Source organism: Tritonibacter horizontis (assembly GCF_001518015.1).
Lineage (GTDB): Bacteria > Pseudomonadota > Alphaproteobacteria > Rhodobacterales > Rhodobacteraceae > Epibacterium > Epibacterium horizontis.
Window position 1 is genome coordinate 54,690 of the sequence record NZ_LPUY01000095.1, and the last position, 19,993, is coordinate 74,682.

Consider the following 19,993-nt stretch of genomic DNA (forward strand, 5'->3'; position numbering starts at 1 on the left):
GATGCTTGACGGTTTGATGATCGGCCTGTCCACGGCCTTTTCGATTACGAATATCCTGATGGTGATTGGCGGCTGCCTGATCGGCACCTTCATCGGCATGCTGCCGGGGCTGGGGCCGATGTCGATCATCGCCATCATGATCCCGGTTGCCATCACGCTGGGCGATCCCTCTGCCGCGCTGATCCTGCTGGCCGGGGTCTATTACGGCGCGATCTTCGGCGGGTCGACCTCGTCGATCCTGCTGAATGCGCCGGGGGTGGCCGGGACGGTGGCCACCAGTTTCGACGGCTATCCGATGGCGCGTGCGGGCAAGGCCGGCAAGGCGCTGACCATTGCCGCGATCTCGTCCTTCATGGGGGGCACCATCGGGGCGGTGCTGTTGATGGTCTTTGCGCCGATGCTGTCGAAGGTGGCGCTGCTGTTCCATTCGGCCGAATATTTCGCACTGATGGTGGTGGGCCTGTCGGCCATTGCCGCCTTTGCGGGGACCGGCAATGTGGCCAAGGCGCTGATGATGACCCTGCTGGGCCTGATGATGGCCACGGTGGGCGAGGGCGCGCTGTTCAACATGCCGCGGTTCACCATGGGGATGATGGATCTGCAATCTGGGTTCAGCTTCATCACTCTGGCGATGGCGATGTTTGCCCTGCCAGAAGCGATCTTTCTGGTAATGAACCCGGCCCGGTCGGCGCAGGCGGGCGAGGACGGCGGCAAGATCACCGGTCTTCGGATCACCCGCGCAGAGGCCCGCCAGATCGCGCCCGTGATCGGACGGCAGTCCATTCAGGGCTTTTTCATCGGGGTGCTGCCGGGCGCGGGGGCGACCATCGCCTCCTTCCTTGGATATGCGGTGGAGCGCAATATCGCCACGCAGGAGGAGCAAAAAGAGTTCGGCAAAGGCTCTATCAAGGGGCTGGCCGCGCCCGAGACGGCCAATAACGCCGCCTGCACCGGGTCGTTTGTGCCGCTGCTGACGTTGGGCATTCCGGGGTCCGGGACCACGGCGATCCTGCTGGGCGCGCTGATCGCGCTCAATGTGACGCCGGGGCCGCGTCTGATGGTCGACAATCCGGATATCTTCTGGGCGGTGATCATTTCGATGTATATCGGCAACCTGGTGCTGCTGGTGCTGAACCTGCCGCTGATCCCCTATATCGCCAAGGTTCTGACGATCCCGCGCACCTATCTGATCCCGTTCATCCTGTTCTTTACCCTGATGGGGTCCTACATCGGCCAGAACAACGCCACCGAGCTGCTGATCCTTGTGGGTTTCGGTGTTTGCGCCACGGTGCTGCGGTTTGCCGACTACCCGCTGGCGCCCTTGCTGATCGGGTTCATTCTGGGGCGCATGCTGGAGGACAACTTCTCCCGTTCGATGCAGATCTATGATGGCGCGGCCTTCATTCTGGATCGTCCGATGACCCTGGGGCTGCTTTTGCTGGCGCTTTTGCTGGTCATCGTGCCAAGCTATCGTGCCCGCCGCGCCCGGGCGCGGGCCGCCGGTGTGGCCGACGGCGATTGAGCGATTGCGTGGGCAGGCGGCGCTTTGCCCACGCAACACAACAGGAACAACCGGGCGTGCGGCCACACAGAGCCAGACGCGCCAAACAGCAGATGGGTTCATGACGGCACGTGAAGGTCTAGGTCTGGTCGCAGCATTTGCAGTGGCGTTGCTGGGAACGGTGATATTTGACGCGATCGGATTTCCATCGGCGCCCTTGACCGGTTCTGCGGCGGCGGTGTCGCTGGCGGCGGTGGCCGGGGTGCCAGTGCATGTCCCGGTCTGGCTGCGGACCACTGCATTTGTGCTGCTGGGCATCAATATCGGCAGCAGCGTCACCTATGAGATGCTGCAAACGGCGCTGACCTGGCCCGTCACCATCGCGATCCTGTCGCTGTCACTGTTTGTATCGCTGAAGGTCTCGGCGAGTGGGTTGCGGCGCTGGATGGGTTTCAGCGGCCGGGATGCGGTGCTGGCGGCGGCACCGGGGCATCTGAGCTATGTCCTCGCCCTGTCGCTCAGCGCGCGCGGGGAGACGGCGCGCGTCGCGGTGGTGCAGAGCATTCGCGTGTTGTTTCTGACCCTCTGTGTGCCGGTGCTGGTGGCCAAGGTCTTTGGCGCGAGCGGCCTCGTGCTGTTGGCCGAGGCACCGCTGCCGCTGTGGCAGCTCTTTGTCCTGATCGGCGTGACGCTGGCCGTGGGCCTGGTGTTCACTCGGCTGAAGGTTCCGGCGGCCTATCTGCTGGCGGGGATCCTGTGCAGCGGCACCGGGCATGTTTTCGACCTGACACCGGGGCCGCCACCTGAATCCGCGACGTTTGTGGCGTTTCTGGTGATGGGCATCCTGATCGGATCACGGTTCGTGGGCCAAAGCCTGGCTGGGCTGCGGCTTGACCTGCTGGCCGGGCTCTGGGTCACGGGCACCAATGTGGTGATCACCCTGCTGGCCATCATACTGAGCATGAGCCTTCTGGGGCTGCCCCCGGCCTTGCTGATCGTGGCCTTTGCCCCCGGCGGTGTGGAGGCGATGGCGGCGATTGCGGTGACGCTCGGACTTGATCCGGCCTTTGTCGCGGCCCATCACGTCATGCGCTTGCTGATCCTGACGCTGCTGATCCCGCTGCTATTGCGCCGCAGCGGTGGCGCCTGACCGCCGCCCCCGGCAGTCCTGACCATGAAAAACGCCCCGATGCAGCATGGCACCGGGGCGGATGTCGGACCTCAGTTCGGATGGGGCGGCAGACCGGAAGGGTCGCTCAGAGCCCGGCCTGGGCCTCTTGGGATTCCTGTTCAATATCCGAGCCGAGGTTCGACACGTCGCGGCCGAAGCCCTCGGTGGTTTCACAGGCGGTCAGCCCAAAAAGGCCAACAAGAACGGTGAGTGCAAGACAGAACAGACGCATTGAGGTCTCCTTTATTTCAGTTTTTCAGCAACATGGATGGCAAAGGCATCGACCATCGCGGTGTAGAAAACCTCGCTTCCGACATGCAGATCGGTCACGTCGGTGCCTTCGGGGTAGTAGACATTGGCCTGCTGGGCGGTGACGGTCAGCGTATAGCGTTGGTCATCCTTGCTGCCGGGCAGATCAACGGAAACATCGCCTTCGAGCACGGAATCGGCGATGCCCATCTGGGCTTCGAAGCCGGACGCCAGTGCAACGGTGTCGATCTCCACGTCGATCTCGGCGGCGCCTTCGGTGTCGTCATCGGCAAGCTGGTTCACCAATTCGGCCGCCAACGCGGTTTCGAGATCGCTTTCCAATGTGCTCCAGACGGCGACGGCCTGGCTGTTCTGCAGGGCGCTTACGTCGGCCTTGACCTCAATGTCCTGAACCAATGTTGCCGCGCCTGCCGCGGTGGCCAGAGACGCGACGAGCGCGGTGGTACGGATCAAATGTGTCATTCTTCGGCTCCTTGTTGTTCTTACCGAAATCCATTTGGGATCTGGCAGGACAACGCAGCGCTGTGCGAAATGTTCCCGAAAATAGCAAGATCGGCAAAAAACGGGTGCCCCAATCGTCGCCGCAACCGCCGGCCCTTTGTGGGGGCCGGTAGGGGGCTGGCGGGCATCGGCGGATCGCGTCCCGGCGCGGGGGCGAAAGGGAACAATCCAAGCTGACATACGTTCTGCTAGCACCCTGTTCCCTTCCAAGAAATCGGACCCCATGAAACATTCATCCCATCCTGTTGAGGACGTTCTGGATCAGACCGAGCAGTTGCTCGCGGAAAACAAGGACTATCTTCGTGTCTCTGACCTGACGGACGAATTGGGCGTCAAATCAATTGCGGCGGTGCTGGTCGTGCCGGCCCTGGCCGTGGTGTCGCCGCTGAGTGGGGTGCCGCTGTTTTCCTCTGCCTGCGGGATCATGATCGCGCTGGTTTCAGGCCAGATGCTGATGGGGCGCGACCACCTTTGGCTGCCCGGATTTCTGTCTCGCCGCGCCGTATCGGCCGAGCTTACCCATCGGGCGACCCGCGGATTGCGTCGTTTGGCCTGCTGGATGGACCGGAGGTTCAAGAAACGGCTTCGCGCCTTGCTGACGCCGCCGTTTCTGCGGGTCATCCAGGCGGTGTGCATGCTGTGCGGTCTGATGATGCCCTTTCTGGAGCTGCTGCCGTTCACCTCCTCGATCCTCGGCGGGATTGTCAGCCTGCTGGCGGTTTCCATGTTGACCGGCGACGGGTTGATCGCGCTGGTGACGGTGGTCTGTCTGACGCTGGGCGTCGGCGGACTGGCGGTCCAGTTCCTGTAAGCTTCCATCGCAAATGAAGGCCGCCCCCACATCGGGGCGCGGGGCTGTGTCGATCCTGATACGGGGCACAGTCGGCGCGTCCCAGCGCGAGATTTGTGGCGCGCAAAAAGGCCGACCCCCGAAGGGACCGGCCTGATTTTTCGGTGCTTGGGGTCGGCTGGATCAGAGGTCTTTATACTCTGGCAGCGCTTCCATCTGCGATTTGGTCATCATCGTATAGACGCGGAGGCTGCCGTCGTGATCCTCGATGGTCAGATCGCCCAGACCCAGTTTGACGGGTTTGGCGCCAAGACCAAGGAAGCCGCCCACATCAACGATGACTGCATCCACGTCGCCTTTGCCATCCATCACGATGTCGGACACTTTGCCGATCATCTCGTCATTGGCGTCAAACGCATTGGCGCCGGTCAGTTCATCAGCGGTGAGTTTCCCCGCGGCCAAGTCGGCAGAGGCGGAGTGCTCCGGTGTCAGAACGCCGGCAATCTTGTCGACGGCCTGATCGGTCGCGGCTTCCAGCTCTGTTGCCAGGGAGGTTTCAGTGTCCGTCTCTGCGGCGATGTCTGTCTTGACCTCTGTGTTGACCTCTGCCTCGACATTGCTGGACATCTCGTAGGCAGGCGCGGTCTCAAGCGCTGCTTCCGGTGCGTTCAGGACGAGGAAGTAGCCATCTGCGCCGGCTTCGGCATTGCCATCCTTGATGAATTTCAACGCGTCCATATCGACCGCAATCTGGTTCTCGCCAATTCCGAGGAACCCGCCGATATCGACAAGCACGGCTTCGGCGGTGCCGTCGCGGCTGAGGATGACGTCGTTCACTTCCCCAATGTCGCTCCAGCCATCCTGAACGCCATCCATGACGTCTTTGAGGCTGTCGCTCTCGGTCTGGTAGATGCGTTTGCCGACGAAAGTCGAGGCGCGGAACTCTGCTGGGCCTGCTTCGCTGCGGAACATGCTGCCGGTATCTGCGGCGAGCACGGGCAGCCCCATGGCGATGGCAACAGACGTCGAAATCAAAAGCTTTTTCATGACGTTAACTCCTCTTCATGTGCGCTCAAGTGCATGCTCAAGCTTCGGGGAGACAACGCGTTCAGCGACGACAAGTTCCAAACTCAGAGAATTATTTCCAACTTTGGGTCGACCCGTAGACCCCGCCTGACGCCGCCGGGGGAGGCAGCGTCAGGAGGTGCCAACAATGTCGGTCAGGGGCTGATCTTCTGGTTCGAAGGCCACCACATCGAAGGTCAGGCTCAGGCGATAGCTCTCCTCGTCCTGGTCTATGGTGGGAGAGGTTTCCAGCTGTCTGCTGAAGCCGCGGATCAGCTGGCTGCCAAGCCCCGTGCCCTCATCCTCGGGTTCATGACTGTCTGAGGTGGAGTTGGCGATTGTGAAGCGGACTTGCTCATTCTCAAGCGTCTCGAGCGAGACGGTGACCCAGCGTTTTCCGGCCGTATCCGTGCCCAGATACTTGAGCGCATTTGTCACCGCTTCGACCGCCAGCAGCGCCAGCGGCACCGCCTGATCGGGGTAGAGAACAACAGGATCCAACGACATCTTGATGACGGGAACCGGCGCGGTGGTTGGCGCCAGGTCAATCATCGGCCGGATGACGTCTCGCAGCAGGTCGTTGGCCTGCACCCGGCCGAGATCAGACGCCTGGTAGAGCGTCTGATGGACCGTGGCCATGCTGGTGACCCGCCGATTGACGGTTTTCAGCGCCGCTGCGGTAACCCCATTGCGCGTGCGGCGGATCTGCATGCTGATGATAGAGGAAATGAGTTGCAGGTTGTTTTTGACCCGATGGTGCAATTCTTTCAGCAACACATCCTTGTCGTGCATGGCGTCAAACAGGGTTGCCTCGTCCCGGAGCAGCTTTTCCGACATATGCAGGAACTGATCTTCGATCACCTGCAGTTCAGACGGCATGAAGCGGCTGGCGGTGGGCGACGGCAGCGTTCGCGATTGTGCAAACTGGCGCATCTGCAGGCTGATCAGGCGCAGGAAACGCACCACCTGTCGATCCAGTGCAACATAGATCAGCACCAGGCTGACCAGCCACATCAGGATCGGGAACAGGGCCGGCGTGAGCAGCAGCTGGCTGATAGCCCCGGTCCCGGCCGGGGCGTGCTTGCCCTCGGGGTCCCAGCTGCCAATCACGTAAAATCCGTTGGACAGCACCGGAACGATAGAGAAAAGCCGCTGTTGACCCGCGGCATTCTTGGTCTCGATGCGACGTGGGTTGAGCTGGGTCAGCTCCTTGACGCTCAATTTGGCGGGCAGGCGCTCCAGCGCGGTGTTGCGGTCGCCGGAGGCACTGAGAATATCGCCTTCTGCACTGATCGTCACCAGGTCGATGGGGCGGTCGCCAAGCTTGACCTGAAAGTTCTGGTCGATCTTGTCGTGCGGGACATGGATGATCTGGTTGCCGATGAAGGTTTCGTTGCGATCAAAAACCGGTTCGGACACCACGAGAACCGCCGTGCCCGAAACGGGACCGTAGGAGTTGACCCGGACTTCACGTTTTGGCCGACGCATCCATTCGGGGAAATCCGGGTTCACCGAATAGTCGATCACCAGATCCGCCGAGGCGCAATCCATGACGCCATCAATAGGCAGGAAGCCCGCAAAGCTGTAGGCCTCTGAAACGGAATCCACAAATCGCGACATCAGCGATCGGCAGCTGGCAAGGTCGTCGGTCAGTTCCGGGACGGTCAGCGCCAGGGTTTCAGCGGCGGCAAAGGCCGATTTGATGATCTCGCGCTCTTCCTGTGCGAATTCTGCCGTCAGGGCCTGCAGGCTGAGGTTGTTCGACGCCAAAAGCTCGTTCTGCAAGCGAACGGTCTGTCCGACTGCAATAAGGCCAAGCGGGATCAGCGCCCCCGAGAGCAGCAGGGCAAGCCGCACCGACAGGTTGCGTGTCCAGCTGATCGGGCGTTCGGCTTCGCTGTCCAATGGGTCCAGCTCTGAGCTATCTTCTGACATGCGCCCCCGCATAATGGCCAGCGACGGAAAGTCCATTCGGTTCACGCAGCCGTTCCACCACTCGCAGCGACGACAGCGTGGGTTGCAGCATCGGTCAGTTCCATCGTTTCATGCACGTTTAGCTGCATTTTGATTGCCAGAGCTTCGCGACCGCGATTGAGGCGGCTTTTAATGGTGCCGATCTTGACGCCACAGACTTCGGCCGCTTCTTCGTAGGAGTACTGCAGAACCCCGATCAAGGTCAGGACTTCGCGCTGTTCGGCGGGCAGCTGTTCAAGCGCCGCCCGGAACTCTGCCAGTTGCAGATGTCCGTCGTGGTCGGGCTTGACCGAAATACTGTCCGTGATGGCACCGGTGGAATCCCCGACCTCGCGCGCGGCTTTGCGGCGGCTCGAATAAAAGGTGTTGCGCAGGATCGTGAAGAGCCAGGCGCGCATGTTGGTGCCTTCCTGGAACTTGTCCAGATTGGTCCAGGCCTTCAGGATCGTATCCTGCACCAGATCGTCGGCGGCCGCATCGTTTCGTGTCAGGCTCATGGCGAAGGCGCGCAGCACCTTCATGTGGCTGACCAGTTCAGCCTTGGCATCTTGCCTGTTCATTCTTCGACCTCCCCATCGTCGGTCGGGGTGTCGGGTCCGCTGGCCTCCTGCGTGGCGACGTGAATTTTGTCGAGACGGTCTAGAAGATCCATCAACTGCGGCGGCAAATCCGCATTCGCGTCCTCTTCGAAAACCTTTTTCAGATTTTCGTCGATCAGACTGTCCCATGGCTGTGATTTTGGCATTTGTGCCATTCGTTTCTCCTGCAACACCTTGTACTGTCCACCTCAGTTAAATTTTGCATATCATGGAACAAACGCAACTGCTGAGCGTTTGTTCCGATAAATGTTGGTGACAGGAGAAAAACATTGTCGACTACAACAACCGGACATGCCCTTACTCTGTCGGACCTAATCACACCTCATTTGCCCTACCTGCGTCGCTATGCGCGGGCGCTGACAGGGGCGCAGCAATCCGGGGATACCTATGCGGCCTCCACCCTAGAGGCGATTCTTGCGGATCCCAGCTGCTTTGAGGCGCAGACCCTTGGTGGGAAAGTGGCTCTTTTCAAGGTGTTCCATACGCTGTGGGGCAGTTCCGGCCAGCCGGTCCCCGAGGTCGAAGAAGGCCCGCGGTCCCGGGCGCTGCAGCATCTGGCTGCCTTGACCCCCAATACCCGCGAGGCGCTTTTGCTGCATACCGTCGAAAGCCTCTCTTTCGGCGAAATCGCCGAGGTGATGCGGATCGAACCCGAAGAAGCCGGGCAGCTGTTCCAGCTGGCGCGGGACGAGATGCAGCAATCGGTGACCGGCAAGATCATGATCATCGAGGATGAGGCGATCATCGCCATGGATCTTGAAGGCATCTGCACCATGATGGGCCACGAGGTGACCGGCATCGCCCGCACCCGGACCAGCGCAGTTGCCCTGGGAAACAAGATCAAACCGGATCTGATTCTGGCCGACATCCAGCTGGCGGACAACTCCAGCGGCATCGACGCGGTGGCCGATTTGCTGGAAACCATGGGCGACGTGCCTGTCATCTTTATCACCGCCTTTCCCGAACGCTTGCTGACCGGCGAGCGTCATGAACCGGCGTTCATGATCGCCAAGCCCTATGTGCCGGATCAGGTGATTTCGGCAATCAGCCAGGCGATGTTCTTTGCGTCGACGGATACGCTGACCAGCTGATCTGTGACTATCGCAGGCGTCGGGCCTTCTGTCTTGGTGACAAGACCGGGGGCCCGATGTCGTTGGTCTGAGGCAACGGGTCGGCAGCGACGTGACAGGTGCCGCGCCTGTGCTGTTGCCGCATGGCATATCGCCGGCGTCCTGCCGATTTCGGCGTTGAAAAAGAAAAAGCCCTGCACACTTTGGACGTCTGCAGGGCTTTTAAATGAATGCGTGCAATCCTACGAGGCAGATAAGGACCGCAGCATCCAAGCCGCTTTTTCGTGGAAGGCCGCGCGCTCGGTGGCCAGATCGCCGGTCACCATATCCTTGCGCTTTTCAGCCAGTTCGATCAGGGCGTGCAGGCGATGGGCGAGCCGCATATGGTCGCGCTCCAGGTCCTGGCACATTTCCCCGGCGCTGGGCATCTGTCCGAGATCGTCAACAATGCTGTCGGACAGAACACCGCCGATTTTGGCCGGCGTGAGATGGCCCAGGGCGCGGATGCGTTCCGCAAGATCGTCGGCGGCGGTGAACATGTTCTTGTACTGCTCTTCCGTCAGGTTGTGCAGTGAGAAGAACAAGGGCCCTTCGACGTTCCAGTGATAGATATGGGTCTTGAGCGTCAGGCGATAGGTGTCGGCCAAAACGTCGCTCAGACCTTCGGCAATGGGAGACGTGTCCCGAACGCCGGTTTTCACAGGAGCGATTTGCGGTTTTACGTCGAGTGCGGTGGTCATTGTGTCTCCTTGTCGGTTTGAGGGTGTCGGTCGTCTTCAGGCCGCGGTCAGCGGCGGACGGCGCGGAACACCAGAGCGGCGATGAACATCACCAGGAAGATGAAAAACAGGATTTGCGCGATCCCGGCCGAGGCGCTGGCGATGCCACCAAACCCGAAGACGGCGGCGATCAGGGCGATCACCAGGAATGTAAGTGCCCAACTCAGCATGGCTTGTCTCCTTACCGTGTCATAGTGCCTGCCCGCTGCAGGCTTCGATAAGGGAACTGTGGAGGCGGTGTTTTGTTCCACTCGGGCTGCGGGTTTTATCGCGCTGACGGGCGGGGCGCGCGCCCTGCACCCGGTTGCGCCCTGCCGCACGTTGGCGCCAAGGCCCGCAGAGACGCCGGCGCGCGGGGCGTTTACCGTACGAACTGAAGTTCGATGTTGAAGGGGAATTGCCCGCCCGGCAGTTGGTCCGGGGCGGCGGGAAACCGGCTGACACCGGTCACCGCCTGAAGTGCTGCCTGGTCGATGCGCACCTCGCCGGAGGAGCGGACCACCGAGGCGCGCAACAGCTGGCCGGTCCGGCTGAGCGTCAGGCCGATCACAACCGCCCAGTCGCCACGGACCCCGGAGGGGTGGCGTTGGCGCCGCAGGATGCGCGACCGCACCTTGGCGCCCCAAACGGCTTGCAGTTTGGCTTGCTGTCCTTTGGACACGGTCGCGGTGCGGGCCGTTGACGAGGTACCCGCCTGGGTGCTGCCACCGGACCCCGCCGCGCGTTGTTCGGCCCGACCCGCAGTTGTGACCTTGGCTTTTGCAGCGGCCTCCGGCACATTTTCTGGTTCTGGTTCTGGTTCTGGTTCTGGTTCTGGCTCTGGCTCTGGCGGGGGTGGCGCGGTGCTGGTGTCGATCTGCGGTGCGGCGGTGTCCTGCGGCGGTGTCATCGACAGGCGGACCTCGGCGCGGGGCGCAGGTGGGGTATCGACGGTCGGCAGCTCGGGCGAGCGCGTTTCGGGCGGTTCCGGCGTGTCGAGGGTCTTTTGTAGCAGGGGCGGGGTTTCAGGTGGACGCTCCCAGCGCGCCACCATCTGGCGCACCGTGGGGGCGGCCCCGGCGATGGACACCACGTATTCGCCGCCCATGCCGCCGGCATCGCTGCCGTCTTGGGGAAAGCGGGCAAAAAGGGCGATGTGTACCAGCAGCGCAAATGCCGTGAACAGCCCCGCTTCGATCCAACGTTTCATTTCGGGCTCACCACCAGTTCAACGCGGGAAAATCCGGCGGCGGCCAGATCGCGCAGCAGCCCGGCTGCCGTTGTGGCCTCCAGCGCGCTATCAGCCCGCAGCTGCAAGACGGCCTCCGTGGCCGAGGTCTGGGCAAGATGGGCCAGGGCGGCCTCGCCCTCCTGCCCGTCAAAGGACAGGCGGCCTGTCTTGTCCACATAAAGCGTTGTTTCGGCGTCGAGTGGCGCGTCGAGATCCGCCGTCGGCGGGGTCACCTCAAACGGGTCTGGCTGTGCCAGGCGCGAGGTCATGAGGAAGAAGATCAACAACAAGAAGACGACGTTGATCATCGGCACGATTGATTCCGCACGCGGGCGTCGGGGGGGCTCGGTCAGGTCCATCGCGGCTCACTCCACCAGGACGACCGAAGTGAAGCCTTCGGATCGCAACATTTCGGTCAGCGTGACGATCCGTTGCAGATCCGCGCCCTCTTTGCCGCGTAGAATGAGCACATCGGATTTGGTCTCGACCAGCGGCAGCAACGCCGCGGTGAGGCCGGTTTCCGCGACGGGGCGACCGTTCAGAAACAGCTGCGTGGGAGCCACATCAATCAGGCGGGGCGGCCCGCTGTAATCGCCGCCCCCCGCAGCCAGCGGCAGCGACAGCGCGGCATCGACGCCAAACCGCGAGGCCAGCATGAAAAAAACCAAAAGCAGGAACACCACATCGATCATCGGCGTCAGGCTGGGCTTGCGTCGGGGACGCTGTGGCGGGTCCAGAAGCAAAGCGGGTTACTCCGCCGCCAGACGGAGCGCACGGGGGGTGTCGCTGACAAACAGGCGTGTGGCGCTGTCTTCGACGTCACGGCGGATGCGGTCCACCACCGCTTCGAACCAGGTCAGGGCGGCCGAGGCTGGAATGGCGACGGCCATGCCCGCTGCGGTGGTCAGGAGCGCCTCCCAGATACCGCCCGCCAGCATCGACGGATCCGCTTTGGATCCGGCAGTTTGCAGCGCCTGAAAGGCTGCGATCATGCCCAGCACGGTGCCAAGCAGACCCAGCAGCGGTGCAATCGTCGATATCAGTTCCAGCGCGCCAAGCCCGCTGCGCGCCGATGCCAGTTCCCGTTTTGCAATCCGCGCGGTTTCCTCGCGCGCATGGGCGTCTGGCAGGTTGCGCAGGGCGGTGAGGGCAGCATTGACCACTTTGGAGCGCACGCCCCGCCGGCCTGCGACAATGGCGATGGCGCGCTCGGCATCCCCGGCCTCGTAGGCGGCGACCGCCTTGCGGGCCTTGCCCCGGGACCAGGCCCCGATCAGCGCCAGACGCCAGATTTTCCACAGGATCAGAGTCAGCGTAATCACCGAAAGGGCAGCAATCGCCCAGATGGACGGCCCGCCGTTGCGCAGGAATTCTTCGGCGGCGTCATAGGCGCCTTGTGCGATGTCCTCGATGGTTTCCGGTGCGGTGGCGGGTGGCGTATTCGCACTCTCTGTGGTCTGTTGCGCATCGGCGAGTTCCTGCGGCAGCGCCGGGCGCGTCGGCGCCGTCTCAGCGGACTCTGGCGCGGTTGGCGCTGCCAAGGGCACGTCTGACGGCGTCTGCGGTGCCGTTGGCACCGGCAATTCTGTCGCAACGCTGGGCACCGGGCTTTGGCCGAGGGTCGGTTCGGTGGCTTGCGCGCCGGCCAGAACGGGCAACAGGACAAAGAATGTCAGGGCGATGGGCGTCTTCATGGCAGGCTCCGTGTAGCGGCACTTGGCTCGGTCTCTGCCCGCGAGGGGGCAGGATCCGCAGTTCGGTTGGCTACACGAGGGCTCCGGTGACGGAGATCCATCGCGATTGGCTAAGGGTGGGCGCGATTGCACCCGTCGAGTCTGGCGGATATTTTAACATAGCTTTTTTGTCAAGTTAAGACTCTAGCCCGCCCGCCGCTGGTCGGGTCCAATAGGCCGCCACATAATGCTTCTTGCTGTCCACGCCTGCGGCCTTGAGATGGGCGCGCAGCGTCTGGGCCGCGGCCTTTTCTGCGGCAAGCCAGATCATCTGATCGAGGTCAGGGCCGGGGGTGTCGTCAAGGTCCGTGATCGCCAACGCGCCGAGGTTCTGGTCAGGGTCCGCCGTGCGATGCGTGACCGAGAAGCCGGGATGCTCTGGCAGCGGGTAGCCGGTTGAGGACGGATGCGTGTGTTCAAGCACGACCTGGCCGCGCGCCTGTGCGGGCAGGTCGGCCAGAATGCGCGCAACGGCAGGAAATCCGGTTTCATCGGCATAGATCCGTATGGCCGTGGTCTGGGGAATGCCGCCGCCGCCGGGCCCGGTCAGGCCGATCTGGCTGCCAGGTTGCGCCCGCCGCGCCCATTCTGTTGTGCGGCCTCCGTCATGTTCAAAGATGTCAAAGACCAACCGCCCGGTTGCCGCGTCCATGTCGCGCACCGTATAGACCGGGCGGTGCAGCAGCGCCTCGCCTTTCGGCCAGACGGTCAGGCCGGTGTCGGACAAATAGGGCCATTGCGGCGTGCTCAGGTCTGCATCCGGCATGGCCAGCCGGAAATGGATCGCATCGGGGGTGAATTGGGACAGGTCCTCGGCATCGGCGACCACCCGCAGGAAGCCGCCGGCGATCTGGGTGACCTCGCGGATCGTGATGAACTGAAAGTTCGGCGGCCGACGCCCGGCCTGCTCTTGCGCGTCCGACCACGCCATCGCAGCCCCGACCTCTGGCGCCAGCTCGGCGATGGTATCGCTCAGGCTTTCCTTGAGAACATAGAGCCAGTCAGCCCGGCTGGATCCGACCTGCACATGGGCAACGCCGTCGCGTAGCAGAAAACTATAGTTGCCATAGTCGGTCGCGATCTGGGTTTCCTGATCCGTATTGGTGACGACAGGCAGGTCAAACTGCGCCGCGCGAGCGAGGATCTCGGCCTGGACCGTGGCAAAGGGTAGCCCCGGGAGCGGGGTTTGCGCCTCGAATGTGAACTGGTCTTGCAAGGACATGAGCGGGCCTTCTCAGCTTGGGATGACGTGCGGAGTGCCGTGATTGGGGTCGGCGATGATCGTGCAGGGCAGGTTGAACACCTCGCCCATCATGGTTTCGGTGATGACGGAGCTGGGGGGGCCTTCGCTGTGGACCGTGCCGCCGCGCAGCGCGATCACATGGTCGCAGTAGCGGGCGGCGAGATTGATATCGTGCAGCACCATGGCGACGGTGCGCCCGGTGTCGCGATTGAGACGGCGCACCAGGTCCAGCAGCTCGATCTGATGCGGCAGGTCGAGATAGGTCGTCGGCTCGTCCAGCAGCACCAACTGGGTTTCCTGGGCCAGAGCCATGGCGATCCAGGCCCGTTGGCGCTGGCCGCCGGACAGGGTGTGAAGGCTGCGATCTTCGAGTCCCTCCAACCCCGTCGCTGCGATGGCCGTTGCGACGGCTGTTGCGTCTTTGGCCGAATATTGCCGCCATGCCGATTGATGCGGTGTGCGCCCGCGCAGGACCAGATCCCGGACACTCAGCCCTTCGGGGGCGAGCGGCGACTGCGGCAGGATCGCCAGCCTGCGCGCCACCGATTTGCTGTTTTGTGCGGCGATGGCTTTGCCGTCCAGGATCACTTGGCCCGCGCTGGCCTGCTGCAACCGCGCCAGACTGCGCAGAAGGGTGGATTTGCCGCAGGCATTCGGCCCGACAATGGCAGTGACGGCGCCGTCCGGCACCGAAACCGAAAGCTGGTCCAGTACCTGTGTGTCGGCAAAATTGACGCTGAGTTCCTGCGCGCTGAGGCGGGTGTGGGGTGGCATGGGTCAGAGCGCTCCCTTGCGAAATTGGGTGAACAGCAGCCACATCAGGACCGGGGCGCCGATCACGGCGGTGAAAACCCCGGCGGGCAATTGCACGAGCGGGACAAAACGCGCCGCCGTGTCCGCGCCAAGGGTGACCAGCGCACCGACCAGTGCAGCCGCAAAGAGCGCCGGCGCGGCAGTGCCCAGCACCCGGCGGGCAATCGGGCCCGCCACAAAGGCCACAAAGGGCAGCGGCCCGGCGACGCTGACAGCCAATGCCGCCAGCAGGACCCCGGTACAGGTGATCCCCAACCGCAGCAGCGGCAACGGCAATCCAAACCCCAGCGCCATATCGTCCGGCAGGGTCAGCCGGTTGAGCGGGAATTGCAGCCAGGCGACGACAGGGATCAGGGCCAGCAGGCCGCCCCAGATCAGCGCCGCATCCGACAGTTGACGCGCCTTGAGCGAACCGGTCAGCCATTGCGCCATATCGGCGGCGCGCTGTTCATCCGTCATGCTCAGCAGCAGATCGCTGGTCGCGCCGAGGGTGAGGCTGGCGCCGATGCCGACCAGGATCAAACGATAAGGGTCGAGCCCGCCGCCAGGGCGCCGGTCCCAGGCCAATGCGATGACAAGCGCTGCTGATACAAGTCCGCCCAGCAAGGCCCAGGGCAGCACCATGCGCGCCGAGCCGAACAGCAGGATCGCCAGCACCGCGCCACAGCTTGCCCCCGCGTTGAACCCGATCACATCTGGCGAGGCCATCGGGTTGCGCAGCATCGACTGGAACAGCGCGCCGGACAGGCCCAGGGCGGCCCCGGCACCGATGGCAACCAGAATGCGCGGTAGCCGATGATCCAGCAAGATCATGCCTTCGATCGCGCCGGCCTTGGTGGTCAGGGCCGCCCATAACTCGGAGACGCCGACCGGGTAGCTGCCCAGGGTCAGCGCCAGAAGCGCCATGGCGGCGATCAGCAGGCACAGGCCAGATCCGCAGGCCAGATTGCGGCGCGAGGCCTGAAAGGACAACGAACCCATCCGAATGGTGAACATCATAGTCGTCGCACGCCTCCGCTGCGGACAAGCCAGATCAGAACCGGCCCCCCGAGGATTGCGGACATGACGCCCGCTTGCATTGTGGTCTGGGCAAAGGCGGTCCGGGCGACGACATCGGCAAGACCGAGGAGCATCGCGCCATAAAGCGCGCTAAAGAGCGCCAGCCAGCGGATGTCCTGCGGTGCGGTGGCGCGGGCAAGATGCGGCACGATCAGCCCGATAAAGGCGATGGGACCCGCCATTGCGACAGTGGCGGCACAGAGGATCACAATGGCGCAGCCGGTCACCAGTTGCATCAGCCCGACGCGGATCCCAAGACCCAGCGCGGCCTCTTCGCCCAGTTGCAGCGCATTGAGCGAGAAACCCGCGATACATGCGAGGATCACGCCAACCAGGATAAAGGGGAGCAGGGCTGCCACCATATCCTGGGTGACATTGTCAAACCCACCCAGCACCCAGACGCGGTAGACTTCCAGCGAGGCGCGACTGGCCAGCAGAAGCCCCCGGATCAGGGCAAAGAAAAGCGCGCTGACTGCGGCTCCGGCCAGGATCAGCCGACCCGTGCGCGAGGGGGTGTTGCCGCCGAGAAAAAACACCAGAACCGCCGCCAGCGTGGCGCCGAGGAGCGCGGCCCAGAAGAATTGCGCCGGATCGGTGATCCGCAGCAGAACAGTGCACAAAACAACGCCAAGGGCGGCGCCGGCGTTGACCCCCAGCAGCCCCGGATCGGCAAGCGGGTTGCGCGTCAGCGCCTGCATCAAGGCTCCGGCGATGCCAAGACAGCCACCGCACAACATCGCCGCAGCCAGACGCGGCAAACGGATCTGTTGGATGATGACATGGCCCGCCACGTCGCGGTCATAGGCAACAAAGGCTTGCCACAGCTCGCCCCATGTCACCGGTCGGTGCCCCACCCGCAGCGCAACGACGGCCATGGCGAACAGCCCCAGCAGGCCGATTGCGAAGCAGATCATGGTGTTCAACCTGCGGGCCCGCCGGTCGGACAGCCGATAAGGCCGGGGGCGGGACTGGGGGCGTGTGTCAGCCGTCATCGGATCCCCCTTGGTGCAGGATGCCGGCCGCGCGCGATGAGGAGACCTCGGTGTCGGGATCGCCGTCCATGGCCTGTTCCAAAAGCGGCACCAGCGTGTCCAGTGCATAGTTGATGCTCAGCGGGCTGGAATGCGACAGCGCGGAGGAGAGCATCATATCGGAGTAGATCTCCCGTCCCTCGGAATAGGCCCGCATGAAACGGCGCAGGGGCAGGCGGTTGAGGCGCTGGACCGCCGCGCTGCTGTCGAGCCAGATCAGCGCATCGGCATCAATCGCCTCCAGCGCTTCATCCGAGACCTTGAAATAGGACTGGTTGAGCCCGCTGTAGCTGCGGATCGCCTCCGGCATGACAAAACCGAGGTCGAGCAGGAACTTGCCCCGAATATCCCGGTCGGTATAGGCGCCAGTGGTGCCCGCCCAGACCATGACCGCCGTTGCCCCTTGCCAGCTTGGATGGGCGGCGCGCAGGGCGGCGAGACGCTGTTCGCTGTCGGCGATGATGTTTTGGGCGTGGTCTGCCCGACCGGTCGCCTGGCCGAGCCGCAGCAGCATATCCTGCCAGGACATGCCATAATCCCCGGCTCCGGGCGCGGGGGGCAGCGTCGGCGCGATCTGCGACAGCAAGGTATATTCACGTTCGGTCATGCCGGACCACTGGCCGACAATCAGGTCGGGTTCCATGGCGGCGATGGCTTCGATGTCGATCTCGCCCTGCATGACGATGGGCGTGGCATCTCCGAGCGCCTCTTGCGCCCAGGGCCAGACACCATAGGGAAACGACCCGTACCATTTGCGCAGCGCATAGGGCACCACGCCAAGCGACAACAGAAAATCATGTCCGATAAAACTGAGTGAGACGACCCGCTCCGGCTCTGCATTGATGGTTGTGGACCCGAAGAGATGTTCCATCTCGACCGGAAAAGCCTGCGCCACGCTTTTGTGAGGCAGGATCAGGGGCAGACAGAGGCCGAGCAGGATCAGAACGTGGCGCATCGGGGGCTTTCTGGTCGCAAGCAAGCAAAACCCTGCCCCGGACCGCTGGGGTCCGGGGCAGGGTGTTTTGTCAGAATTTCGACGTGAGGGTCAGGGCGACATTGCGGCCTTCGCCGATGTAGCAGGCCCCGGATTGACAGGTGCCGGCGTAATATTCATCCAGCAGGTTCTGCACGTTCAGGGCGACCTGCCAATTGTCGCGCGAATAGGTCACCGCCGCGTCATAGAGCGTGTAGGACGGGGTTTGCAGCGTGTCGCTGCCGTCCCAGCTTGCCCCTGTGTAGCGAACGCCGCCGCCGAATTTCCACCCCTGCAGGGCGCCGCCGGCCGGTTCGTAGTTGATCCAGAGAGAGGCGGCATTTTCGGGCGCCTGGGCGATCTGTGCGCCGCTGGAATTTTCGGTGTCCAGATAGGTATAGGCGGCGTCAAAGCTGAGATCGCCAACCCGGTGGAAGACCTCCAGCTCCAGACCCTTGGATTTGGCCTCGCCGGTCTGGATCGAGAACCCGGGGTTCGCCGGGTCGGAGACGGTCATGTTGGATTTGGTCAGATCGAACAGCGCCGCCGCAAAGAGCGTGTTGGTGCCGGTCGGTTGATACTTCAGCCCGATTTCGTATTGCGTGCCCTTGGTCGGTTCAAACGGCTTGCCATTGACATCGGCGCCGACCACGTCCTGACGGAAGCTTTCCGCGTAGCTGATGTAGGGCGCCATGCCATTGTCAAAGCGATACATGATGGCGGCGTTGCCGGTCCAGGCGCTGTCCTCGGCGGCGATGGTGGTCGCGCCAAAACTGCCGGTGCTGGCGCCGGTCTCAATGTCGCCATAGCGCAGGCCAAAGTCGACAAACAGCCGGTCAGCCACCGTGGCGCGGTTCTGAAGGTAGACCCCCCATTCGGTGATCGAGGTGCCATCGCTGTCGGTGACGGTGATTTCGTTATATCCGGTATAGGTCGGATTGAACGGGTCGATGGGGCCGATCTGCGCGCCATAGCCGGTGTCGCTGTCGTAATAGCCGCGGGCATAGTTGGCGCCGATGATGCTGCGCATCTCAATGCCGCCCAGAGCATAGTTTGCCGTCGCATAGGCGTCGATGGCCTGAGATTTCATCTCGTTCTCGGCCCGGTAGAAGGTCCGGTTGATGGTGCCATCCGCATTGTAGCGGCCATTGTCAAAGTTGTCGAAGGCCCACCAGGCGTGCTGGTATACGGCTTCGCCTTCCTGCAGGCGCGCACTGGCGTTGACGCTCCAAACCTCGTTGAACCGATGGCTGATCATCGCCGTCAGGCTACGTTGTTCGCTGTTGAATTTGTCAAAGCCGGGTTCCCCGACAAACAGGCTGTCGTCGAAATGGGTCCCATTGCCAAACCCGGTTGCCGGTTCCAGCGTGCCGTAAAGCGACGCAAACTGGATCAGCGGGCTGCCGTCGTTCTTTTGAAAATTGGCCAGCAGGGTCAGTTCGGTGTCTGCGGTTGGCCGCCAGGTGATGGAGGGGGCAAAGGCAAAGGCATCGTCCTGAGAGAAGTCGACAGGCGTTTCCGCGCCCCGCAGCAGCCCCACCAGCCGGTAGCGCAGCGTGCCCGCCTCGTTCAGGTCGCCGCTGACATCTGCCGCGATCTGTGCGCGTTGGTTGGAGCCGACCGACAGCTGCCAGAGGTTGTCGCTGTCCTGTGCTGCGGTCTTTGATGTGGTGTTGACGACCCCACCGACAGAGCCACTGCCATAAATCCCGGAGGTCGGGCCTTTCAGCACCTGGACGCTGTTGAGCAAAAAGGGTTCAGGTTTCGTGTCGTTGTAATAGCCGTAGCGGGCCGTCAGACCGTCATGCAGGGTCGAGGGGGCAAACCCCCGCACCAGCGACCAGTCAGACCGGTTGTCCAGGCCCCACTGGCCGGCGACGATCCCGGCAGCGTATTGCAGCGCCTGTTCGACATTGGTCGCACCGCGCTCGGCGATTTGCTGGGCCGTGACGATGTGCACCGCGCGCGGCGTTTCGAGAATGCTATCGCCGGTCTTGGCCAGCGTGCCCGTGTCCAGCGCCTGGCTCTGGCCAAAGAAGCCCTGCGTTTCGTCGTACGTCACAACAATTGGTTGGAGTTCGATCACCTGTGCGGAGGCTGGCATTGCCGCCATCAAAGCACAAAGAGATACAGCCGTGGCCCGGAGTCCCATTTTACATTCTCGCTTGCAGTCGTCGTTTTTGATTACTGCCTGGCGGTCTTGCTCGGTCA

At 62.9% G+C, this 19,993-nt stretch carries 22 protein-coding genes; 4 read left to right on the plus strand and 18 right to left on the minus strand.

All coding sequences use genetic code 11. The features are described from left to right. The first annotated feature begins 1 nt into the window (after position 1). Together TRIHO_RS18155 and TRIHO_RS18160 are read left to right on the plus strand one after the other, a co-directional pair. Positions 2-1,522 carry a tripartite tricarboxylate transporter permease gene (locus TRIHO_RS18155; protein ID WP_068247029.1) on the plus strand — a complete coding sequence of 507 codons (1,521 nt, stop codon included), beginning with the start codon at positions 2-4 and terminating at the stop codon, positions 1,520-1,522. A gap of 100 nt (positions 1,523-1,622) precedes the next feature. Next, a complete protein-coding gene (locus tag TRIHO_RS18160; protein ID WP_068247032.1) occupies positions 1,623-2,651 on the plus strand; it encodes an AbrB family transcriptional regulator in 1,029 nt (342 codons plus the stop codon). Between the two features lie 106 nt (positions 2,652-2,757). Here TRIHO_RS18160 and TRIHO_RS18165 read toward each other — a convergent pair whose 3' ends face one another. Both TRIHO_RS18165 and TRIHO_RS18170 read right to left on the minus strand, forming a co-directional pair. Then, positions 2,758-2,904 (minus strand): entericidin A/B family lipoprotein, encoded by a 147-nt coding sequence (locus tag TRIHO_RS18165; protein ID WP_068247035.1) that lies wholly within the window; start codon positions 2,902-2,904, stop codon positions 2,758-2,760. A gap of 11 nt (positions 2,905-2,915) precedes the next feature. Then, positions 2,916-3,404: a hypothetical protein gene (locus tag TRIHO_RS18170; RefSeq protein WP_068247038.1), complete on the minus strand. Its 489-nt coding sequence runs from the start codon at positions 3,402-3,404 to the stop codon at positions 2,916-2,918. A gap of 262 nt (positions 3,405-3,666) precedes the next feature. On the opposite strand from TRIHO_RS18170, the gene TRIHO_RS18175 reads away from it, so the two are divergent. After that, positions 3,667-4,254, plus strand: a complete 588-nt coding sequence (locus tag TRIHO_RS18175) for an exopolysaccharide biosynthesis protein (RefSeq protein WP_068247042.1) — start codon at positions 3,667-3,669, stop codon at positions 4,252-4,254. Positions 4,255-4,416: 162 nt separating this feature from the next. Here TRIHO_RS18175 and TRIHO_RS18180 read toward each other — a convergent pair whose 3' ends face one another. The 4 genes from TRIHO_RS18180 to TRIHO_RS18195 all read right to left on the minus strand — a co-directional run bounded on the left by TRIHO_RS18180 (position 4,417) and on the right by TRIHO_RS18195 (position 8,026). Beyond that, complete coding sequence (locus tag TRIHO_RS18180) at positions 4,417-5,280, minus strand: PRC-barrel domain-containing protein (RefSeq protein WP_068247045.1); 864 nt, start codon at positions 5,278-5,280, stop codon at positions 4,417-4,419. Between the two features lie 150 nt (positions 5,281-5,430). Next, positions 5,431-7,233: a sensor histidine kinase gene (locus tag TRIHO_RS18185; RefSeq protein ID WP_232367826.1), complete on the minus strand. Its 1,803-nt coding sequence runs from the start codon at positions 7,231-7,233 to the stop codon at positions 5,431-5,433. 41 nt (positions 7,234-7,274) lie between these two features. Continuing rightward, complete coding sequence (locus TRIHO_RS18190; RefSeq protein ID WP_068247052.1) at positions 7,275-7,832, minus strand: RNA polymerase sigma factor; 558 nt, start codon at positions 7,830-7,832, stop codon at positions 7,275-7,277. After that, on the minus strand, positions 7,829-8,026 hold the full coding sequence (locus TRIHO_RS18195; RefSeq protein ID WP_068247055.1) for a NepR family anti-sigma factor: 198 nt from the start codon (positions 8,024-8,026) through the stop codon (positions 7,829-7,831). Before TRIHO_RS18195 ends, TRIHO_RS18190 begins: the two co-directional genes overlap by 4 nt. Positions 8,027-8,140: 114 nt before the next feature. Here TRIHO_RS18195 and TRIHO_RS18200 point away from each other — a divergent pair, with 114 nt between their 5' ends. After that, the gene (locus TRIHO_RS18200; protein ID WP_068247058.1) at positions 8,141-8,962 is read left to right on the plus strand and encodes a response regulator; all 822 of its coding nucleotides are present in this window, start codon (positions 8,141-8,143) and stop codon (positions 8,960-8,962) included. Between the two features lie 221 nt (positions 8,963-9,183). On the opposite strand, the gene TRIHO_RS18205 is transcribed toward TRIHO_RS18200, so the two are convergent. The 12 genes from TRIHO_RS18205 to TRIHO_RS18255 all read right to left on the minus strand — a co-directional run bounded on the left by TRIHO_RS18205 (position 9,184) and on the right by TRIHO_RS18255 (position 19,886). After that, positions 9,184-9,681 (minus strand): Dps family protein, encoded by a 498-nt coding sequence (locus tag TRIHO_RS18205; RefSeq protein ID WP_068247061.1) that lies wholly within the window; start codon positions 9,679-9,681, stop codon positions 9,184-9,186. Between the two features lie 47 nt (positions 9,682-9,728). Next, the gene (locus tag TRIHO_RS23375; RefSeq protein ID WP_082705193.1) at positions 9,729-9,890 is read right to left on the minus strand and encodes a DUF1328 domain-containing protein; all 162 of its coding nucleotides are present in this window, start codon (positions 9,888-9,890) and stop codon (positions 9,729-9,731) included. A 191-nt stretch (positions 9,891-10,081) separates the two neighbouring features. Further along, positions 10,082-10,909, minus strand: coding sequence for a TonB family protein (locus TRIHO_RS18210; protein ID WP_068247064.1), 828 nt, complete (start codon positions 10,907-10,909; stop codon positions 10,082-10,084). After that, the gene (locus TRIHO_RS18215; RefSeq protein ID WP_068247067.1) at positions 10,906-11,289 is read right to left on the minus strand and encodes an ExbD/TolR family protein; all 384 of its coding nucleotides are present in this window, start codon (positions 11,287-11,289) and stop codon (positions 10,906-10,908) included. The genes TRIHO_RS18210 and TRIHO_RS18215 overlap by 4 nt, the downstream gene beginning before the upstream one ends. Positions 11,290-11,295: 6 nt before the next feature. Next, positions 11,296-11,673: an ExbD/TolR family protein gene (locus TRIHO_RS18220; protein WP_082705194.1), complete on the minus strand. Its 378-nt coding sequence runs from the start codon at positions 11,671-11,673 to the stop codon at positions 11,296-11,298. A 6-nt stretch (positions 11,674-11,679) separates the two neighbouring features. Next, entirely contained in the window at positions 11,680-12,624 is a 945-nt protein-coding gene (locus tag TRIHO_RS18225) for a MotA/TolQ/ExbB proton channel family protein (protein WP_068247073.1), read from the minus strand. 175 nt (positions 12,625-12,799) lie between these two features. Next, on the minus strand, positions 12,800-13,885 hold the full coding sequence (locus TRIHO_RS18230) for a siderophore-interacting protein (protein WP_068247076.1): 1,086 nt from the start codon (positions 13,883-13,885) through the stop codon (positions 12,800-12,802). A gap of 12 nt (positions 13,886-13,897) precedes the next feature. Next, positions 13,898-14,680, minus strand: a complete 783-nt coding sequence (locus tag TRIHO_RS18235; protein WP_068247079.1) for an ABC transporter ATP-binding protein — start codon at positions 14,678-14,680, stop codon at positions 13,898-13,900. A 3-nt stretch (positions 14,681-14,683) separates the two neighbouring features. Continuing rightward, positions 14,684-15,718, minus strand: a complete 1,035-nt coding sequence (locus TRIHO_RS18240) for a FecCD family ABC transporter permease (protein ID WP_068247082.1) — start codon at positions 15,716-15,718, stop codon at positions 14,684-14,686. Continuing rightward, positions 15,715-16,770 carry a FecCD family ABC transporter permease gene (locus TRIHO_RS18245; RefSeq protein WP_232367827.1) on the minus strand — a complete coding sequence of 352 codons (1,056 nt, stop codon included), beginning with the start codon at positions 16,768-16,770 and terminating at the stop codon, positions 15,715-15,717. Before TRIHO_RS18245 ends, TRIHO_RS18240 begins: the two co-directional genes overlap by 4 nt. Beyond that, positions 16,760-17,764, minus strand: a complete 1,005-nt coding sequence (locus TRIHO_RS18250; RefSeq protein ID WP_068247088.1) for an ABC transporter substrate-binding protein — start codon at positions 17,762-17,764, stop codon at positions 16,760-16,762. The genes TRIHO_RS18245 and TRIHO_RS18250 overlap by 11 nt, the downstream gene beginning before the upstream one ends. Before the next feature lie 70 nt (positions 17,765-17,834). Beyond that, on the minus strand, positions 17,835-19,886 hold the full coding sequence (locus tag TRIHO_RS18255) for a TonB-dependent siderophore receptor (RefSeq protein ID WP_232367828.1): 2,052 nt from the start codon (positions 19,884-19,886) through the stop codon (positions 17,835-17,837). Between the last annotated feature and the right edge of the window lie 107 nt (positions 19,887-19,993).

What these genes read in the sequence shown, in the direction of transcription:
- TRIHO_RS18155 (WP_068247029.1), top strand. Translation starts at nt 2, where the DNA reads ATGCTTGACGGTTTGATGATCGGCCTGTCCACGGCCTTTTCGATTACG.
- TRIHO_RS18160 (WP_068247032.1), top strand. Translation starts at nt 1,623, where the DNA reads ATGACGGCACGTGAAGGTCTAGGTCTGGTCGCAGCATTTGCAGTGGCG.
- TRIHO_RS18165 (WP_068247035.1), bottom strand. Translation starts at nt 2,904, where the DNA reads ATGCGTCTGTTCTGTCTTGCACTCACCGTTCTTGTTGGCCTTTTTGGG.
- TRIHO_RS18170 (WP_068247038.1), bottom strand. Translation starts at nt 3,404, where the DNA reads ATGACACATTTGATCCGTACCACCGCGCTCGTCGCGTCTCTGGCCACC.
- TRIHO_RS18175 (WP_068247042.1), top strand. Translation starts at nt 3,667, where the DNA reads ATGAAACATTCATCCCATCCTGTTGAGGACGTTCTGGATCAGACCGAG.
- TRIHO_RS18180 (WP_068247045.1), bottom strand. Translation starts at nt 5,280, where the DNA reads ATGAAAAAGCTTTTGATTTCGACGTCTGTTGCCATCGCCATGGGGCTG.
- TRIHO_RS18185 (WP_232367826.1), bottom strand. Translation starts at nt 7,233, where the DNA reads ATGTCAGAAGATAGCTCAGAGCTGGACCCATTGGACAGCGAAGCCGAA.
- TRIHO_RS18190 (WP_068247052.1), bottom strand. Translation starts at nt 7,832, where the DNA reads ATGAACAGGCAAGATGCCAAGGCTGAACTGGTCAGCCACATGAAGGTG.
- TRIHO_RS18195 (WP_068247055.1), bottom strand. Translation starts at nt 8,026, where the DNA reads ATGGCACAAATGCCAAAATCACAGCCATGGGACAGTCTGATCGACGAA.
- TRIHO_RS18205 (WP_068247061.1), bottom strand. Translation starts at nt 9,681, where the DNA reads ATGACCACCGCACTCGACGTAAAACCGCAAATCGCTCCTGTGAAAACC.
- TRIHO_RS23375 (WP_082705193.1), bottom strand. Translation starts at nt 9,890, where the DNA reads ATGCTGAGTTGGGCACTTACATTCCTGGTGATCGCCCTGATCGCCGCC.
- TRIHO_RS18210 (WP_068247064.1), bottom strand. Translation starts at nt 10,909, where the DNA reads ATGAAACGTTGGATCGAAGCGGGGCTGTTCACGGCATTTGCGCTGCTG.
- TRIHO_RS18215 (WP_068247067.1), bottom strand. Translation starts at nt 11,289, where the DNA reads ATGGACCTGACCGAGCCCCCCCGACGCCCGCGTGCGGAATCAATCGTG.
- TRIHO_RS18225 (WP_068247073.1), bottom strand. Translation starts at nt 12,624, where the DNA reads ATGAAGACGCCCATCGCCCTGACATTCTTTGTCCTGTTGCCCGTTCTG.
- TRIHO_RS18230 (WP_068247076.1), bottom strand. Translation starts at nt 13,885, where the DNA reads ATGTCCTTGCAAGACCAGTTCACATTCGAGGCGCAAACCCCGCTCCCG.
- TRIHO_RS18235 (WP_068247079.1), bottom strand. Translation starts at nt 14,680, where the DNA reads ATGCCACCCCACACCCGCCTCAGCGCGCAGGAACTCAGCGTCAATTTT.
- TRIHO_RS18240 (WP_068247082.1), bottom strand. Translation starts at nt 15,718, where the DNA reads ATGATGTTCACCATTCGGATGGGTTCGTTGTCCTTTCAGGCCTCGCGC.
- TRIHO_RS18245 (WP_232367827.1), bottom strand. Translation starts at nt 16,770, where the DNA reads ATGACGGCTGACACACGCCCCCAGTCCCGCCCCCGGCCTTATCGGCTG.
- TRIHO_RS18250 (WP_068247088.1), bottom strand. Translation starts at nt 17,764, where the DNA reads ATGCGCCACGTTCTGATCCTGCTCGGCCTCTGTCTGCCCCTGATCCTG.
- TRIHO_RS18255 (WP_232367828.1), bottom strand. Translation starts at nt 19,886, where the DNA reads ATGCCAGCCTCCGCACAGGTGATCGAACTCCAACCAATTGTTGTGACG.